Below are 18,367 nucleotides of genomic sequence, written 5' to 3'. Positions count from 1 at the left end.
GCGCTTAAAACGCCAGTGCAACGGTGGAAAAATAGCAGTATGTCGATATTCTCCAGAACAGCAAAATTCGTAGATTTACTAACAGATCAAATCGACCTTCCTCTAGCAGGCAATGATCAGCGGATCCAAACAAGCGAGTTGGCTAACGATCTTTCACTCGAGCACTGGGACTCTGTTAGAGCGCTCCTTGAAGCAGGACTGATGTCTTCGGCAGTCGTACTTCATAGAGCACAATTTGAAGCGCTAACCAGGTCGATATGGATTGCGCACTGTGCAACTGACATACAACTCTCGAAGTTCGCAAATCAATTGACACTCGAAACTGAGCAGGCGGCGAAGAACATGCCGCAAATTGCAAAAATGATGGAAAGACTTAAAAACACCGGTCCTAGCGAAGCTTACCAAGCTCTCGAGCGATTCAAAGCACATTCATGGAAAGCACTGAATTCCTATGCACACGCAGGTATTCATCCGATTAGCAGGCGCCGTGAGGGCTACCCTGAGGCATTGATCCATGACATCTTACGAAATGCCAACGGCCTAGGTCTGCTTGCTTGTATGCATGCTGTTGTGCTTTCAGGGCAGCAGCCAAGGCAGCGTACGTTGCTAGATCTGGCTGCACGGTACTCTGACTGCATGCCACCTCCGATCTAGCCCTGGTGGCTGACTGACTGGGAACTCGAATACCTGTGTTTTGAAATGGCGCTAGGCCGCAGAAAAGCGTCGAGAGGCCATCCAGCAGATTTATGTTTCTCCCGTTTCAAAAATATTTGTGAACTAATGACGTTTGCGCTTATCAGAGATTTCTGAGTCATTACGTAAAATAGCTCTATATATAAAATGTATAGGTGCGTATTTCCTGGAGTTTACTAACGCCTATTAGTAATCCACGATGACAATCGTTAGTGATAATTATCGGCTATTATCCAAGGATAAGCAGGTGGCTCATGGAACATGAAAATCGAGGACATACGCTACATAGCAAAGTCTATCCTTGGTCGGCCCGACGATGAGGTCGAACGATGGCTCTTTTCCCCATGCCCAGAATTAGGGAATCGCGTACCGGCAATTGAATGCCAATATCTCGAAGGAGAGGTCGCAGTGCTAGATTTGCTGGGATTTGAAACAAGAGGACTTGCAAAGGATTTGTACTATGAGATAGGGATGCTTCTTGCTCAGAATCAGATCACCTTGGCTGCAAAGAATTCTCTTTAAAGGCTGATGCTAAAAAAGAGCGATGAAACGTGAAATGTAATTCGAGAGCTAATCCGTCATGAAAATTGCGGTTGCGTCAGATATGCATTGCGAGATGCGTGACGAGCGTTATGGCGAGCAAAGTGACGACTGGCTAATGGGCCTCTTTCCTAGTGATGCAGATATCATTGTACTAGCTGGTGACTGTGCTGTCGGGCAAGGGCTCGTGTCTCTCGCAGAGCGAGTCCATAAACTGACGGCAACGGAAGTGCTAGTAGTGGCCGGTAATCACGAGTATTACTACTCCGATCTCCAGACAAGAACTGCGTGGTACAAAGAGGCATTTTCAAAGACTCCGAATATTCACTTTCTCGAGCGGGACTGCTTTGAAGTCGATGGATATCATTTTCTCGGCTGCACATTGTGGACAGGGTTCGAATGCTTAGGGAATCAGACGCTTTCGATGTACCTGAGCGGCCAGGCGGGAACCGATATGTCGGACTTTTGGCTTATTAGATGTAATGGCATTCAATTGACCCCTCGAGCTATGCGTGAGATTCACCTGGATTCTCGCAAGTGGCTGGGAGACCAGCTAGCAAAACATGCTCCTGATAAGACCATCGTTGTGACACACTTTCCGCCCAGTCTAGCGACAGTGAACGTGACGAAAGTACAGGACACCTTGAAGGCTTACTACGTGTCTGGTGTCGACGACTTAGTGGATAAGTATCAGCCAAGGCTGTGGATTTACGGGCACAACCATTACAGTGATTCACTAAACCTAGGCCAGACTCACTGCTTCTCGAATCAGGTTGGTTACCCTGGAGAGCAGGGGACTCGACATTCTCCACTATCGACAGTCGTTCTGGACTAATGGGTTTAGGTTAGCCCTAGGAGGCGAGGGATAACAAACTATGTGAGATAGTTTCTGTACGCATACAGTGAGTCAGCACCGTTGGAGAGCTGATTAGCGACGACTAAACCCTTTTCCGCTTTAGAAGCTACAGAGTTGCCGTTTCCCTCAAAACACTTAACGACTTTATCTATACGGATACTGAATAGTTTTGATAGCCGATTTAAGCAGAACTTGCTGGCGAGAAACTCTGAGAGCGAGCAAGATTTCACCATTACATCACGAAAATTCGTCGGGTTGTGCCAATGATTTGTGTAGAGCTGGCCGCTGGTCACAAGATCCTGAACGCTGTCCAGATTGACAGCCAGTATTAGGCTCACCTCCTTGGCAGTGAAATCTTTCTCAATGCGCAGAAGCCTGGCATCAAAATATCCAATCAAGGAATCCCGATCGAACGCTAGCCCAGAATAATTTTGGCTATTCTTTGCACAATAGGCCGGCACTTCACCAGAATTGGCAGCCACTATTAAGTCCGCCAACGAAGCGCCAAAAAGTTCCATATATCTCGTATCAACTATATCTCTAAATGAGATTATCGTTGATCCGTGCTCGGGTGACCTCGGAAATTTGAGACTAGACTCGATTCCTCTTAAGTCATACAACATATCGCGAGTTGTTCTAAGGTGCCTCAGCGGCGTTATCAATCCTGATCTTACGAGCTTTCCTATATCAGTTTCTCCAAGGCCCAGAAGATGCGCTAGCTGGGCGGTGTCACACTGGAATATCAAATCATCATTGCTGATGTCAGCTTCAATATGATTCGTCCGACGTGGTGTAACCCGAAGTTCGCTCGTGCATTTTGCGTTTGCAGTGAGAGCGAGCAAGTGCTCAATGTCACTCGCCACATCGGATATTCGAATCTTCTCTCCAGGTTTCGCGTTTTTCTCTTCGAGGTCCAGTGACCGGTACTTATCCAGAACAATCGCTGCCTTCGCATCATCCGCAGATATCTCTGCTCGCATCAACTGCGCATGGTCTGTAAACGACTGCCTGTAACTCGCTGAAAGCATATATTTGGCAGCTACATCTGTCAGCCTGATTAGATCTAGGTTTTCTATGTGGCTTACTGGGAGAGAGCAAGCGAGGCTATCCAAGGGGCGAGCCACCGCGTCCAACACTTGCAGAAGCACTGGGGCGGCCTGGATAATCGTGTCTTCTGATATGGAGGGAGCCAAGGATAGATGGGCATCATTGTCCTTCATGTCCGACAGTCGAAGGCCACAGTCACAAACCAGTCGGTTTTTTTGGTTCCAACTAAATACTGAGCCACACGCACTACATCGGTCTGCCAGCGGCTCGCCATGGATTTCGCAGTGCGTGAATAGCGAAAAGCGCCAGCGGGCCTTCATGTAATGAGACTCTTTGATACAAACCAGGCATACCCTCGGACTGGCGTGCACTAGTCTACGACATCCAATTCCAACGCTCTGAGCGACTTTTTGCCAGGGGTAGTCACTGAATACCAACTTGAGGTCGGCATCTTTAATACCAAGCGCAACTGATAGGGCAGAAATATTTTGCAGGTATTCGTCTGATCCTGGTTCCCATCCTATCTCGTTGTCTACAAGGCCAAGTACTCTCCTGAACATTGACTTGTTCTTCCAGCCATTGCTTTGGGCGACAAGATTTGTGAAATCTCGTAGACATTGGCCAGGTTGCGGTTTTGGTCTGATCGGAAGAAGTTTGACCTCATGCATTTTCCTTCCACCAACTCAAGTGCCGCTCAAGCTTAGCTTCAGATGCATTAGGCAGAAAAGGATTAAAGGCTGGGATGTACTTTTCACTCTCACCGTTCTCTAGCCTTCTTCCCAGCGTACTCTTCTTCGATGAGGAAGAAATGGGCTGGCTGCCGCTAATTTCACCGATATCCTCACGACGATAGATGTTTGAAAAGCCACGCGCATAGTCCTTGAGACAAAGCTTTTTGTCGATATCCTGTTTGGCTAGAATGCTTTGTTCAACCAGCGTTTTTATTGGCCCTGGAACGCCATTTGACAAGTAGAAAAGCCTCTTTGCCATGAGTTCTGAGCTAATCGATATAGATCCGCCCGGTATTTCCGACTCCAGTATCTCCAAGAATAGTCGGAATCGTCCCACACCGGCCTCGGTCGAACAGTCAAACGTCTTTAACTGAAGTTTGAAAGGCGTCCTTCTTTCAAGCTCATCGAGTTCCCCAAGAATGTACCTACAGCTCATTACCCCGGTCATCAGGATTGGTCTTTTCAAATGGTCGTCGAGAAGATACTGAATGTAATGTCCTATTGACCTGTTGAATGAGGTGCCAGAATCCCTAAGCAAACGATTAAAGTCATCAATTATGATCAAGGATACATTTCGTCTCATGACAAGCGCTAACAGGCGACCTTCCTTTTCCGCAACCGACCCCTTATGAGGAGCTATGTCGCCCAACTCTTTCAGCAGTGCTACTAAAAGCCGATCAATTGTACAGCTGGCTGGCAGCTTGATATGTAGTATAGGGAGCTCTTCGCAATCATCGGCTTTATGCTCAAAAGCGGCCATGTATTGTCTTTTGTAGGCATTAATTAGTGCGGTTTTACCAGTATCCGTAGGTGCGTAAATCAATCCGCACCTCGGGATACCAAAGTGAGTTGCATGAACATTGGCTATAAGATTCAGAGCTTCATCCGAGATAAATGATGTCACATACTTACTCATAAACTCAGCGAGATCTTGCTGGATCTGGACCCTATCGAGCACTTCCCTAATCTTCATCGGTTATGCCACTCCATGTCTCTTTCTTTCCCGCTCTAGATCCCAGTTTTCTTCATCGGTTGCAACGTCAATTTGCTTACGCTCAATATCTTCCTCTTGCACTTCGGGTATAAGGGAGTGGTGAGCAGGTTTAGCGAAAGCAATAGCCGCATGCTGAGTTGACAGCTCGTCAGCACTGATTGGCCCTGGAGTGTTCCGTTTCCTCATTTCCTTTCGGAGTTTGTTTCGTGATTTCTTACGGAAACGAGCTACTTCTAGAATCTCATCGGTTTCCATGCTCGCCAGCTCCTCTAGGCGTTCACTCCTAAGGGTGCTAACGCCTGGGTCCCAACGATCATCTGCATCTACCCCTGGCGCGAAGAACTTGAACGGAACCACAAGATCCTCTTTAGACTGTGGGTCTTTCACCTTCACATAGCTGTAGTCACCGTGATCGATATGGGGCTCAATTCGCTTGGGGCGCCTACTGGCAGAGAGATACCTAGCTATTCTGGTGGTGGTTTCGGAGGATCCATAGATCCTGTTATCGATCTGAATTCCACGATCCTGAATTGCAACCGTCTTGCCAAGTGGGATGCAGTAATCTCGCATATCCTCAGCTCGGAACGGCAGCGAAGGCTCACTGAGAAGTAGGCTCTTCGGATTCATGCGATCTTCCCGGAGCGCCTCCAATGGGCTTTTTCCTAGAAGTCCTCTGTGTGGCCGCATGTGATACTTGTCGAAGATAAATCGGTTACTGAGTACTTCATACTCGAATGGATCTAGAGTGGCCTTTGAACGAAGGTCTTTTACACGATCCCCATAGGCTTTCGGGTTAGGCAAGTAGCCAGGCATCTTACTCACGAATAGCTGCACAAAGGTGAAATTCCATCTCTCGATGAATGGGTTTTTCCAGGGTTTCCCCGAGGGATTGACAGCCAAATTTATAAGAAATAAAAGGGCGAAGCGCAGTGTTTCAGTGCAAGCGAAAGCGCTCCCCGGATCGCTCTTTATTAGATCGTGCCGCCCATAGAATGGATTGTCATTAGTCATGCCGTACAACTCCTTTAGGTGCGGTTTTGGAAGCACGGACTGTTTCATCAGATTGATTACCATTGCCGACCTCTCACCGGCACCGGAAACATCTACGACATGCCCAAGAATTCCCCGATTCTTAACTGAAATACTGAAGTAATCCCGAGGCGTTCCAATGTATTGATCTTTCGTCGGGTGGCATAGAGCAATCGGCGTGGAAAGCGCGTCATGCTCAGCAAGAGAGTAGATGCCTTGCACGCGAAATTGTTCGTTGATTTCCTTGGCTACTCGAGCTCCTGCCGAGACACCTTTCTTGCGATAAGCTTCCTCCACTGGATCAACTAGTCGATCAAGCGCCTTATAGAATTCCGTGCGCCCAAAGCCACTATCGTCAGTCAGCTTCTTATATTCACGCCAAAAGTTCGCCTTGTTCTCATCGGCGCTCTCAAGATAGTCTTCCATTACCTTATGGAATGCTTCGTCCGCAAGGGCCCGTGATATCAACTTCTCGGTTTTCATAGTACTTCCTAGCGCAGGGACTTGGGATCACCACCAGATTCACGTAGGATCTTGGCCCAGAGGTAGCAGCTACTCCTGCTAGGTATTTTTTTTGTATGGCCCTGGTCCCGATGTATTCTTCGAGTCAGGTATCCGATCTCCTGGCGTCTGATCTTCCTGGCATTGAATGCTTCCGCATATGGGAATCTGTAATTGATGTTGTCCCACTGTTTATCTGTCAGAAGATCTTGGTTGCCTTGCGGGTTTGAGGAACCCTCAGCGTATATGTGCCCATCTATGTAATCTCGAACAAAGTCTTCGCGCATATGGATTGAAGGCTCGTTTGTTTCTTGATGCTCCAGGACAAAGTAGTCAGGTTGAATGATTTTCAATGTATATTTTTCATCGTAGCGAATGATCGTCATACCTATCTTGTTAAATGCCATGGTCAGGGCTCCATCTCACTCTTGTTTGCGGGGTGATCGGCTCAGTTCGATCTACCTCGATAATGTTTCGTCCCATCAGATACCACAGCGCGTCACGGTAAAATGCTCCCTTGGATGCATATCTGAGTAACTTTCCTATACTGATTGCCTGGTCTCCCATGAGCCGATGTAGTGTTCTCACGTCTTTTGGGCCGGGTTCATTCGAAGTTGCATGCCGGTGTAAGCAGAGCGAATTTTCCAAACGAGGTTCTTCACAAATTTCTCGCTCTGTCAGCAAAAGAAGGTCTGTGTAACCTCGGCGCTTAAATATCTCCCGAAGGCAATTAATCTTTGCCCTCAGTTCGGGGTCGTTCTCATATTCCTCGATGTACTTGAATTCAATCAGGTACAGGCGCCCATCTCTCATCCTCACCAGAGTGTCGGGCGTATATATTCGCCACCGCCCCTTGAATCGATACCGAATAGAAAAGGGCTGTGTAGCCAGATCTATGACCTGCGGATCTAAGTCCAGGAGGACATTTCCCCAGTATTCCAGATAGCTCTCAGAGAGAATCAGGGTGGTCATTGTGAGACTGAAGTGGATGAAGAGCGGCTTCTGCCGTTTCTCAGTCCGGATCAGCCTAGCCAGGTGTTGTTTCCGGAAAATCATTTCCGACAGCTCTGCTTCAGGGAAGGAGAATTCTACAACTCTGAACTAGAATGTACAGAAGGATATATTCGCAACGTATTGATATATAAAGGTATATTATCTATCGGCGATATTCTGGGATCTTAGTGGCATCCCACAGAAAGATAATATGCCCGCAATAATTAATTGTTCCGCTTACCCTATTTAGGGCGTCGAGGGTCCAGTCGTTGGGATGTCCCCTAACTAGAAGCCCCAAAAGAGCTTCTTTCGTTTTCTCGACTCGGGCGCACCTTCTCAGAATTGATCCTGGGGAACCGCGCTTTTCATTCGGCTGAAAGGTACTCCAAATCTTAATAAACCAAGAATTAATACATTTGCGGTCAAAAAGTGGCTATTTTTTCGGCGCTTGCGATGCTGAGGCGTAAGGAAATATCTTGTTAATTTCTCACATTTTTCGCATTTTCAGGGGAGGAGGTCAGTAAGGTGGCTCAAAAGCATGAGGTTTCTCGCAAAGTAATCTAGTCGATCTGTCCCATGCGTCATGCGCGATTTGGCTGCTTCATTTCACCTCGTGAAGCCATAATTCCATCAACGGCCACCCCGGGCTGGTCGGTTATTGATCAATGTATGGTCCCAGGAAATCGACGCGCGGTCTAAGTCGAGCGAAAAACCTATCAACTCATGTCAAATCCTATTAAACAGGGTTCAACTCCTGTGTAGAATGTACCACTTGAATCATCAACATCGGACTGGAACTATGCCAAATCGATGGTTATCAGTAGAAGAGATTGCGGAGTATCTGGGGGTTAGTAAAGACACTATCTATGCTTGGCGCGAGCGAAAAGGCTTGCCTGCACACCGCATTGGACGCTTCTGGAAGTTTAAAGCAGAAGAAGTGGATGACTGGGTTCGCAGCGGCGGTTCGGCTGAACCATCGGAGGAGCAGTCCAACTGATGGTCAACGATAAGTACTCCCTCTCATTTACCACTGGAGCAGCTCTGATTCTCGAATCAGTCAGCGTCGCTTCTCTCAAAGTGGAGTTTACTGATTGGGGCTCAGTCAAGAAGCATGTACTCGAGCACAATACCTTTCAAACGAGGACCGCAAGTACGCTCAGAAAGCTGTACGGAGAGGTCGCACGTCGACTTACGCATCTCAATGAGAGTGAGATGAAGCTATTAGTGACAGGTACGGATTCTGCGCAAAAGCAACTGGTCTGGCTGTCAATTTGCCGCCATTACATCCTCATAAGGGATTTCGCTGTCGAGGTCCTGAGTCATCAGCTTCAGACGGCGAGATTTCATGTGAGCCAGCAGGACTACGATGCATTCTTTAATGCGAAGGCTGAGTGGCAGAACAATCTAAACGGGGCTTCCTCACAGACTAAAGCCAAGGCCCGCCAAGTCCTTTTCAAAATGATGCGGGAGTGCGGCGTCATCGACGGGCACGACAACATCGTCAATCAAAGGATTGACCCGCAGCTCTTAGAACTTTTGAGAGAGAGCCCACTTGAGCAAGTAAAGGTCTTTCCAGGGGTGGTGAGTTAAGTGGCAATGGAAGAGAACAACCTAAACAAGAAGAATTTGCAGGAAGTCTACGGAAAACTGGCTGCCATAATCGCCAGTGAGGGTTTTCTTTGTAATCAAGGGCTAAACAATGAGGTGCCATTCCACATTTGCCCATACGACCCCGCTTTGCAGGTAGATGTATCCCAGATGGTTCGTCAGCTCACGAATCACCTTGAGGATAACAACGTACCTGTACTGAACATCAACTTATATGATTTGGCTATAGAGGTCCTGCAAGCAGAAGGGGACTGGGATTGGATTCTGGAGAATGAGTCGTCAATGACGAAGAGTGAATTGAGAGACGAATTGCAAGGTATCCTAGATATTGAAACTGTCGTAATCCCAGCAATCACCAAAAGAATAAGTGCTTCCAGGTTTAAGGTCTTGTTAATTACTGGGGTCGGCGAAGTTTTTCCATATATTCGTTCGCACAACATCCTGAACAACTTGCAAAAGCAGGCTAAGGACTTCCCGACTTTGATGTTTTTCCCAGGGCGCTACGAGCATACACTCGAGCAAGGTGCATCACTCGAATTGTTCGGAAAACTGCAAGAAGACAACTACTACAGAGCCTTTAACATCCTGGACCGGGCTGTCTAACGCTGGCCTTATTGAGTAACAAGGAAGACGAATGAACCTAGAGAATATCTTTAAGAAACAGGTCGACCGAAAGATCGAAGGCGTTATTAAGGCCGATGACGACGCCAGCCTACGTCTCGAGTTGGATGAGTATGTCATCACCCTAGAAGTGGCGAAGCGGCTAGACGAATTTCTTGATGCCTATCTGAACTATGCGGGCGCTAATGGTGTGTGGATTTCAGGCTTCTTCGGTTCGGGTAAATCGCACTTGCTCAAAATGCTCGCATTATTGCTGGAAAACAAAACAATTGGTGATGCCAGACCACTCGAGATATTCCTGACTAAAGCACCGCTGAGCGAAGGGGGCATTTTCGCCAGTGACTTACAGCGAGCTGTTGCAATACCGTCAGAGAGTATTCTATTCAATATCGACCAAAAGGCCGATGTAATCAGTAAAACTGAGATAGATGCGCTCATCGCCGTCTTCGTAAAGGTCTTCGACGAGCATTGTGGCTACTACGGGAAACAAGCATACATTGCACAGTTTGAACGAGATCTCGATGCCGATGGTCTGCTGGGCGATTTCAAGGATGCATTTGAGTCCAATGCCGGCATGAGCTGGGACAAGGGTCGGGCTCGTGCCAAACGTATGGCAAGTTCAGTTGATGCGTCATATAACCAAGTCTCGAATGAATCTGTTAGCGACATTCTGGATAAGTACCGGTCTGACTACCGCCTTTCTATCGAGGACTTTGCTGATCAAGTGAAGACCTATATCGACAAGCAAGAGGCCAATTTCCGTCTCAATTTCTTCGTTGATGAGGTTGGCCAATACATCGCGGATAACGTCAAGCTTATGACTAATCTGCAAACTGTGGCAGAAAGTCTGGCGACTAAATGTAAAGGGCAAGCATGGGTGATTGTTACAGCCCAGGAAGACATGTCCACAGTTGTCGGCGAAACAGGCAAACAGCAGAGCAATGATTTCACAAAGATCCAAGCACGCTTCAAAAACAGAATGAAGCTAACAAGCCAGGATGTCGCTGAAGTGATTCAGAGGCGCCTTCTGGAAAAGAAAGAAGAAGTCATACCCGAGTTGTCAGACCTGTTTCATAAACAGGAGAACAATTTCAAAACCTTGTTCGACTTCGCCGACGGATCGGCGACTTACAGGAACTACAGAGACAGAGAACACTTCGTCCAAAGCTACCCCTTTATCCCTTATCAGTTTTCGCTGTTTCAATCAGCGATCCAGAGCCTGTCAGTCCATAGTGCCTTCGAAGGTAAGCATAGCTCGGTGGGTGAGCGTTCAATGCTGGGTGTTTTCCAGGAAGTGGCCGTCACCATTAAAGAGCACCAAATTGGAGAACTAGCCACCTTCGACCTGATGTTTGAGGGAATTCGCACCGCTCTTAAGACAGCTATCCAGCAATCCATCATCAAGGCAGAAAACAATCTGGATAATCAGTTTGGAGTGCGCCTATTGAAGGCGCTGTTCCTCGTCAAATACGTGAAGGAATTCAAGCCAAGCATCCGCAATCTTTGTGTTCTGATGCACGGTAGTTTTGATCGCGACATTCTTTCCTTGAAGCTCGATATCGAAGAAGCGCTGAATCTCTTGGAAAAACAAACATACATCCAGAGAAATGGGGATCTGTACGAGTACCTCACTGACGAAGAACAGGACATTGAACAAGAGATCAAATATACCGAGATCGACAATTCAGTAGTAGCAGGTGAGTTAGAGAAGCTCGTTTACGATGGCATACTGAAGACCCGGAAAATCCGCTGGGAGGAAAACAACCAGGATTACCCCTTTAGCCGGCGCCTTGATGACGCATTATCTGGCCGTGAATATGAGCTGGCCATCCATGTGATTTCGCCCTTCCATGAACTCTCAGATCAGCTCGAAAAGCACAAAACTGACACTGTCTATGCACACGAAGTCAGAATTGTCATGCCGGACAACGAACGTTTGGTCAGGGATTTGATTCTGTATAAACAAACTGAGAAGTATGTGGCCCACGAGACCCGCACAACTCAGCAAGACAGCACTAAGCGTATTCTCACTGAGAAGGGTATTCAGAATGCTGAGCGCCTAGCGCAGCTAAAGGCACTTACCGCGAAGCTGATTGGCAGCGCAAAGTATTACGTTTCAGGGCAGGACCTGGAACTGAGCGGTGACGATGGTCAGAGTAAAATGATTCGGGCCTTCGGAGAACTGATCAAGCATACCTATCCAAATCTTAGAATGCTGCGCGATCTTTCTTATACAGAAAAGGACATCCCCAACATTCTGAGCCAGGCAGAACAGGGCCTATTTGGGGATGAAACCCAGTTACCTGAATCCCAGCAAGAGATGCTGTCATTCATACAAAGCAATAGTCGTGGCGGCATTAGAACGACGGTTAAATCTCTATTGGAGAAATTCGAAAGCAAGCCTTACGGGTGGTCATTCTCTGCGGTACTTTGCACGCTGGCCCACCTGTGTGGCCGAGCGAAAATTGAAGTGCGGGAGTCAACAAACTTACTCGATGGCTCGGAACTAGTTCAGGCACTGACCAATACAGGATCTCACGGTAACCTTATTCTTGATCCACAAGTTGAGTTCAGCCAATCCCAGATCCGTAAGGTAAAAGAGTTTTACAACGATTACTTTGACAAAGTTGCACATGCCACTGAAGTCAAAGCCCTGGCCAAGGAAGTGCAGGAGGGCTTTATTGAGCAGGCCAATACTCTGGAAAGATTTCTGGCTCAGTCTGAGCTATACCCTTTTGTTCGAGCCTTGTCGCCCATATTGACCGAATTGCAGGAGCTTAAGGACAAACCCTACACTTGGTTTATGTCTGAGTTAGCTGCCTATGAGGACATGTGGCTTGATTTCAAAGAGGAAACCATAGACCCAATTCTCAAGTTTATGCGAGGCCCCCAGAGGGCTAGCTTTGATGAAGCCAAACGACTGTTGGCAGTACAAAAACCAAATCTAGAATATGTAACTGGGGATTCTCATCGGCAAATAGCCGAGGCCTTAGTTAACCCGGATATATACAAGGGAAGTGCCATTCAACAGCTCAAGGCCAATGCTGTAGATCTGGAGAAGGAGCTAGAGGACTTACAGGCAAAGGAGCGCGAGCAAGCCTTAGCTGCCATCAAGGCGCTCAAAGACAAGCTCACCGGCTTTGAGGAATATCGAGCGCTGGAGCATGACAATCAATACCAACTGACGTCAGCTTTCGATGTGGTCACGAACAGACTCAATGGCCAAAACCTGATTGCTATGCTCAGGGATGAAGTACACCGCTTTGAAGAACGAACTTACGCTGGCCTTGTTCAGCAGTTGATGGCCTGGAGTCAGCCTGCCCCTAAATTAAAACCAGAGCTAAAACCTGCCGGAGGTAAAGAGGAGAATGAGCCGTATTCTTCGGACTCTGATTGCCAAAAACCTGCCCTTACACCAGAACCGCCGCAGACCATAGCTGCTAAGCACTTGAAAGTAGATTTTCACAGACCCTGGCTGGCTAGTGAAAAGGATGTAGAGCAGTACCTTGAAGAATATAAAAAATCACTGTTGGCGGCGATCGAAGACGGGAAGCATATACAATTATGATCAGCAAATTACAGCTACAAAACTTTGCAGCCTTCAGAAAACTGGAGCTGAATTTCTCTCCCAAGCTAAATGTAATCATAGGAGAAAACAACTGTGGCAAAACACAGTTACTGAAAACAGTCTATGCACATTCAAAGCCCTGCAACGATATTAATCAACAGCTGTTGTCACTGTTCAAGCCTCGAGGTGATCTAATTTCTGGACTTTACTTTAACAAAGGTGAAGGCGATGCCCGTATTGTTGTTCAGGATGCAATGGGACGTGAAGTAATCACCGAGTTTGCGGCCAAAACTAGAAAACTAGTGGCCGCTTCCAACACCCAGCCTGATGGTAATGCCATTTTTATACCCACTAAAGAAGTCTTGTCACTGTTGCCTGCCATTTACAATCGGCAGGTCAATGAAGATGGCTTGTCGGCTTTATTTGACGCTACAGTTATCGATATATGTAAGCTGCTTTTGAAAGAGCCAGAAAACGATCTGGAGGCACGGGTTAACGAAGATCCCAGATTGGCGGCAATTGTTCCGATGTTGGTTGATGCAATTGAAGGTAAGTATGTCATTGAGGGGACCGAGCAGTATTTCGTAAATGGCTACTATGCCGATAAAAGCGACCCGGGCGTATCAAGATCGCAATATGCCCAGCAGTACAGGGATAATACGAACCTAGTATTCAAAAAATATTCTAATGCAGAAACATCAGTCACTATGACTGCTGAAGGCTATCGAAAGATTGGCTTGTTACAGCGTTTGATCGAGAACGGAACATTAACTCAGGGTAATGCAGGTACTTTGTTGTGGGATGAACCCGAATCTAATATGAACCCGAGTCTTATGAAAATGCTGGTTATGTGCCTGTTGGAACTTTCTCGAAATGGTCAACAAGTCATTATAGCTACGCATAACTATGTTCTTTTGAAGTGGTTCGACTTGCTTATGGATGAAGGGCAAGGAGACCACATTGCTTATCACGCTCTATATCGTGATGAGGATGGAGTTATAGAGAAGGAAACCAGTTCAGATTATAGAATGCTGGGAGCCAATGCTATCGCAAAGACCTATAGTGAACTTTATGATGCTGAAATTGACCGGTCACTTGGAGATGCCACGTGACCAAGCTGGTTGAATTAGATTTAGAGTTTGACTTCAGTGATGCCATAGAAGCTATTCAATTTGATGAAGACTTATCACATGGTAATAGCTGCATGAAGCGTGTTGATTTTATCGCTGAATATGAAGACTTTTACCTGTTTATTGAAGTTAAAGATCCTGATGATCCGGCCGCAGCAAATCCCCAGGCATTTGTGCAAAAGTTACGGTCAGATGAACTTATTCGAAGTTTGGCCGGAAAGTACAGGGATAGCCTGCTATTTCGTATTCTTGCCAATAAATGCAATAAAGATATGCACTACGTTGTCTTGTTTTCTATGGCTTCACTCGAACCCGCTCTATTGCTTTCCAAGCAAGATGCACTACATAGGGAAATTCCTCTGAACCACGACGATTGGAGGATACCTTCAGCAAGAAGTTGTGTGATTTTGAACCTTAAACAATACAAAATTCGATTTGGTGAAAACTCTGTTCGCCGCATAAGTGATGGTGGAGCCTGATGGATACATCCAGACTTAAAAAGTTTGCCCAATATGCTCGCCGTAGCTTAATAGAACAGGTTGAAAGCAAGCTCAAACTAGTTTTAAGCGAAGAGAGCAAAGCACGCCGTGAGTATCCTAAAGCCGTTGCGGACTTAGAAAATAGACTAGCAGAGCATGTCTCAGGTGACGATGGAAGACAGCAACTAATTGAACAGGTGGCCTATATCTGGTTTAACCGATTCTGTGCGCTGCGCTTTATGGATGTAAATAAATATAACCGCATTATGGTGATCTCACCGTTGCCCGGGCAGTTTCAACCAGAAATATTAGCCGAGGCTAAAGCTGGGTACATTGATGAAAGCATCGTAAATATGGCGATCCGAGAAAATGTTTTTGGGCTTTTGAACGGTTCTATCGCCAGTCGAGATGGACAATCCGAAGCTTTTCGTTTGCTAATTGTGGCTGTCTGCAATGATCTGCATAGCGTCATGCCCTATATGTTTGAGCGTATCGAAGACTACACCGAATTACTGATGCCGGATGATCTACTATCTGGAAACTCCATTCTCGCCTACACCCGAGAGGCGATGACACCGGAGGCTTGTGAATCTGTTGAGTCGATCGGTTGGCTATACCAGTTCTATATATCTGAGAAGAAAGATGTAGTTTTTGATGGCTTGAAAAAGAACAAAAAAATCACGGCCGAAAATATCCCGGCGGCCACACAGCTGTTTACCCCACACTGGATAGTGCGATATCTAGTAGAGAACTCACTCGGCCGTTTATGGATGCTAAATAACCCTGACTCCAAAGTTATCGAGCAGATGGATTACTACATTGAGCCAGTAAATGAAGAAACTGACTTTCTAAAGATCAGTGGCCCTGAGGAGATAAAGATCTGTGATCCGGCTTGTGGTTCTGGGCATATGCTGACATATGCCTATGATCTACTATATGCCATCTATCTGGACGCAGATTATGACTCTGCGGAAATAGCTGAAAAGATTCTAAGGCATAATATCTACGGCATTGAAATTGATGAACGAGCCGCTGAACTCGCCGCATTCACGCTAACAATGAAGGCAATTAAGGGTAATCCGCTAGATGACGGTAACAATCGCCGCCGCTTCTTCCGCAATCCTATAGAGCCCAATATTTGTCGATTGAAAAAGATTGTCTTTACCGATGAGGAACTGGAAAGCTACGTCGAATTCTCGGGTAAGGATTTATTTACCCAAGATTTGAAAGCAACGCTAAGAGAATTTGAAGAGGCGGATAATTTTGGTTCGTTAATTCAGCCAACATTGAAAACCCCTGCTGATACGTTGGCCACTTTGGATGCTAAAGATGTGTCCAATCAGCTTTTCCTTTCTGAGACACATAAATCCGTTATTACGGCGCTAGTACAAGCTGATTATCTGAGTCAGAAGTACCACGTGGTGGTTGCCAATCCACCATATATGGGCACAAAGGGCATGAATCCTAGTTTAGCCAGGTTCGCTAAGTCTAAATACCCGCTCAGCAAGAATGATCTTTTTGCAATGTTCATTGAAAGAAACCTTGATCTTGCCCAAGTGGGTGGCTCAGTGGCAATGATAACTATGCAGGCCTGGATGTTCTTGTCTTCTTTTGAAAAGTTAAGAGCTAAATTGCTATCACAGTCATCTATTAGATCAATGGCTCATTTGGGAACTCGCGCTTTTGATAGTATAGGTGGTGAAGTTGTATCGACGACAGCATTTGTTGTTGAAGGCGCAAATGCCGCCGGTGAGAAAGGTAGCTTTTTAAGGCTGGTTGATGGCAGATCAGAATATGAAAAAGAATCTACTATGAGAGCGGCAATTAGCTCCTCCAGACTTTATGTCGCCTCTTCAAATGATTTTAAGAAGATACCAGGCTCCCCAATAGCTTACTGGTTAAGCGACAAATTACTTGATGCATTTGAGAAGTTGCCTGCGCTTACGGAGTTGGCTGATCCACGCCAAGGTTTGGCTACAAGCGATAATGAACGATTTGTCAGGTCGTGGCATGAAGTCTCGGTAAAAAATATAGGCTTCTTCTGTGATTCCAGAGAGGCTGCCTTGCAGAGTAGTAGAAAATGGTTTCCCTTTAATAAGGGCGGGTCATTTAGGAAGTGGGCCGGTAACTATGAGTTAGTAGTTAACTGGGAATGTGATGGCAAAGAAATTAAGGAAAGCATTCTCTCAAAGTATCCTTATTTGAAAACTCCAGATTTTGTTGCAAAGAATCCAATGTACTACTTTAGGAAAGGGCTTTCTTGGTCTGCATTGAGCTCAGGTTTGTTTTCTTTGAGAGACCAGCCAGAAGGCTTTATTTTTGCCGATAAAGGCCAAGCAATGTTTCCTTACGAAGAGAAAGATAGGCTTCCTTTGCTAGGAGTTATGAACTCAACTGTGGCGACGAAGTTCTTAGAGTCGATCTCTCCAACTCTGGACTTCAATCTTGGCTATATTGCGAAAGTTCCAGTAGCTATCTCCGAGTCAATTTCAGAATCAGCTAACGAACTGATCTCAATTTTTCGCAAAGACTGGGATTCCTATGAGGTCTCCTGGGATTTTAAGGAAGCTGACCTCATCAGCTCTAAGGCTTGTAACTCTGTAGCTGAAGCTTATTCCTCAATTCGCTCAAAATACAAGATGATTATTTCCAGGGCACATGAATTAGAAGTTGAGAACAATAGAAGGGTTGCGGCGCTGTATGGCTTGGAGGGGGAGGTCGAAGAGGGTGTCGAGATTGAAGATATTAGCCTTTCTTGCAATCCCCTTTATAAATACGGCCCGAATAAGACAGAGAGAGAACTGGAGCTGCTGTTTCTCCAGGATACGGTTAAAGATTTTATCTCTTATTCCGCAGGGTGCATGTTTGGGCGCTATTCGCTGGATAAGGACGGCCTAATATTAGCAAATCAAGGCGAGACGTTTGAAGACTACCTAAAACAAGTTCCTCAGTCATCCTTTATGGCAGATGACGATAATGTAATACCGCTGATCGACTTCGGCGGTGACTGGTTCGAAGATGACATCAGCGAGCGCTTCAAAACGTTCCTGAAAGTAACTTTTGGTGAAGAACGCTTTGTTGAAAACCTGGCCTTTATAGAAGAGGCGCTAGGTGGTGGTGGAAAGCGGAAAGATATTAAAAAGTTCTTCCTTAAGGACTTCTACTCCGACCATGTAAAGCGCTATAAGAAGCGCCCCATCTACTGGATGTTCTCCAGCCCGAAAGGCTCGTTCAATGCTTTGATCTATATGCACCGCTACCGACCTGATGTTGTGAGCGTAGTTCTGAATGATTATCTGCGCGAGTTCCGCACCAAGCTACAGGCCCGAAAAGAAAGTCTTGAGCAAATAGAGCTGAGCGCGTTAGCTACCCAGAAAGAAAAGACTTCGGCCATTAAGGCCATTCAGAGAATTAATGCGGTTCTGGATGAGATCAACGAATATGAGCACGACACTCTGTACCCGTTGGCCAGCAAGCCTCCAGAGATAGATCTGGATGATGGGGTAAAACACAACTACCCACTATTCGGAAAAGCGTTGAAGAAAGTTACGGGGTTATCATAGCTGTGATCGTGAGA

Annotated in this window: 14 protein-coding genes and 1 pseudogene; 9 read left to right on the top strand and 6 right to left on the bottom strand. The window is 46.3% G+C overall.

Translation table 11 applies throughout. The features are described 5' to 3' along the window. Nucleotides 1-39: 39 nt before the first annotated feature. Nucleotides 40-654 (top strand): DUF6988 family protein, encoded by a 615-nt coding sequence (locus tag BST95_RS12680; RefSeq protein WP_084199924.1) that lies wholly within the window; start codon nucleotides 40-42, stop codon nucleotides 652-654. A 619-nt stretch (nucleotides 655-1,273) separates the two neighbouring features. After that, nucleotides 1,274-2,068 (top strand): metallophosphoesterase, encoded by a 795-nt coding sequence (locus tag BST95_RS12670; protein WP_084199920.1) that lies wholly within the window; start codon nucleotides 1,274-1,276, stop codon nucleotides 2,066-2,068. A 38-nt stretch (nucleotides 2,069-2,106) separates the two neighbouring features. Here BST95_RS12670 and BST95_RS12665 read toward each other — a convergent pair whose 3' ends face one another. The 6 genes and pseudogenes from BST95_RS12665 to BST95_RS21395 all read right to left on the bottom strand — a co-directional run bounded on the left by BST95_RS12665 (nucleotide 2,107) and on the right by BST95_RS21395 (nucleotide 7,363). Further along, on the bottom strand, nucleotides 2,107-3,309 hold the full coding sequence (locus BST95_RS12665; protein ID WP_229801884.1) for a hypothetical protein: 1,203 nt from the start codon (nucleotides 3,307-3,309) through the stop codon (nucleotides 2,107-2,109). A gap of 99 nt (nucleotides 3,310-3,408) precedes the next feature. Beyond that, nucleotides 3,409-3,804 (bottom strand): annotated as a pseudogene (locus BST95_RS21400) (TniQ family protein); the annotation flags it as partial. After that, a complete protein-coding gene (locus BST95_RS12660; protein ID WP_084199916.1) occupies nucleotides 3,797-4,840 on the bottom strand; it encodes a TniB family NTP-binding protein in 1,044 nt (347 codons plus the stop codon). The pseudogene BST95_RS21400 and the gene BST95_RS12660, both read right to left, overlap by 8 nt. A 3-nt stretch (nucleotides 4,841-4,843) precedes the next feature. After that, nucleotides 4,844-6,373, bottom strand: coding sequence for a hypothetical protein (locus BST95_RS12655; RefSeq protein WP_084199914.1), 1,530 nt, complete (start codon nucleotides 6,371-6,373; stop codon nucleotides 4,844-4,846). Between the two features lie 8 nt (nucleotides 6,374-6,381). Then, the gene (locus BST95_RS12650) at nucleotides 6,382-6,798 is read right to left on the bottom strand and encodes a hypothetical protein (protein WP_084199912.1); all 417 of its coding nucleotides are present in this window, start codon (nucleotides 6,796-6,798) and stop codon (nucleotides 6,382-6,384) included. Then, a complete protein-coding gene (locus BST95_RS21395; protein ID WP_169843934.1) occupies nucleotides 6,788-7,363 on the bottom strand; it encodes a TnsA endonuclease N-terminal domain-containing protein in 576 nt (191 codons plus the stop codon). The genes BST95_RS12650 and BST95_RS21395 overlap by 11 nt, the downstream gene beginning before the upstream one ends. Before the next feature lie 820 nt (nucleotides 7,364-8,183). On the opposite strand from BST95_RS21395, the gene BST95_RS12640 reads away from it, so the two are divergent. The 7 genes from BST95_RS12640 to pglX are packed head-to-tail and all read left to right on the top strand — an operon-like array spanning nucleotide 8,184 to nucleotide 18,353. After that, nucleotides 8,184-8,381, top strand: coding sequence for a helix-turn-helix domain-containing protein (locus BST95_RS12640; RefSeq protein ID WP_084199908.1), 198 nt, complete (start codon nucleotides 8,184-8,186; stop codon nucleotides 8,379-8,381). Next, nucleotides 8,381-8,974, top strand: a complete 594-nt coding sequence (locus tag BST95_RS12635; protein WP_084199906.1) for a DUF1819 family protein — start codon at nucleotides 8,381-8,383, stop codon at nucleotides 8,972-8,974. Before BST95_RS12640 ends, BST95_RS12635 begins: the two co-directional genes overlap by 1 nt. Nucleotides 8,975-8,980: 6 nt before the next feature. Then, nucleotides 8,981-9,595: a DUF1788 domain-containing protein gene (locus BST95_RS12630; RefSeq protein WP_102106161.1), complete on the top strand. Its 615-nt coding sequence runs from the start codon at nucleotides 8,981-8,983 to the stop codon at nucleotides 9,593-9,595. Nucleotides 9,596-9,626: 31 nt separating this feature from the next. Next, nucleotides 9,627-13,181, top strand: coding sequence for a BREX system P-loop protein BrxC (brxC, locus tag BST95_RS12625; protein ID WP_084199902.1), 3,555 nt, complete (start codon nucleotides 9,627-9,629; stop codon nucleotides 13,179-13,181). Then, nucleotides 13,178-14,293, top strand: coding sequence for an AAA family ATPase (locus BST95_RS12620; RefSeq protein ID WP_084199900.1), 1,116 nt, complete (start codon nucleotides 13,178-13,180; stop codon nucleotides 14,291-14,293). Before brxC ends, BST95_RS12620 begins: the two co-directional genes overlap by 4 nt. After that, the gene (locus BST95_RS12615; protein WP_084199898.1) at nucleotides 14,290-14,790 is read left to right on the top strand and encodes a hypothetical protein; all 501 of its coding nucleotides are present in this window, start codon (nucleotides 14,290-14,292) and stop codon (nucleotides 14,788-14,790) included. The genes BST95_RS12620 and BST95_RS12615 overlap by 4 nt, the downstream gene beginning before the upstream one ends. Continuing rightward, complete coding sequence (gene pglX, locus BST95_RS12610; RefSeq protein WP_084199896.1) at nucleotides 14,790-18,353, top strand: BREX-1 system adenine-specific DNA-methyltransferase PglX; 3,564 nt, start codon at nucleotides 14,790-14,792, stop codon at nucleotides 18,351-18,353. Before BST95_RS12615 ends, pglX begins: the two co-directional genes overlap by 1 nt. Nucleotides 18,354-18,367: the final 14 nt, after the last annotated feature.

Origin of the sequence: Halioglobus japonicus (assembly GCF_001983995.1) — a bacterium.
In the GTDB taxonomy this organism is placed as follows: Bacteria; Pseudomonadota; Gammaproteobacteria; order Pseudomonadales; family Halieaceae; genus Halioglobus; species Halioglobus japonicus.
This window is presented reverse-complemented; position numbering and strand designations above follow the sequence as displayed.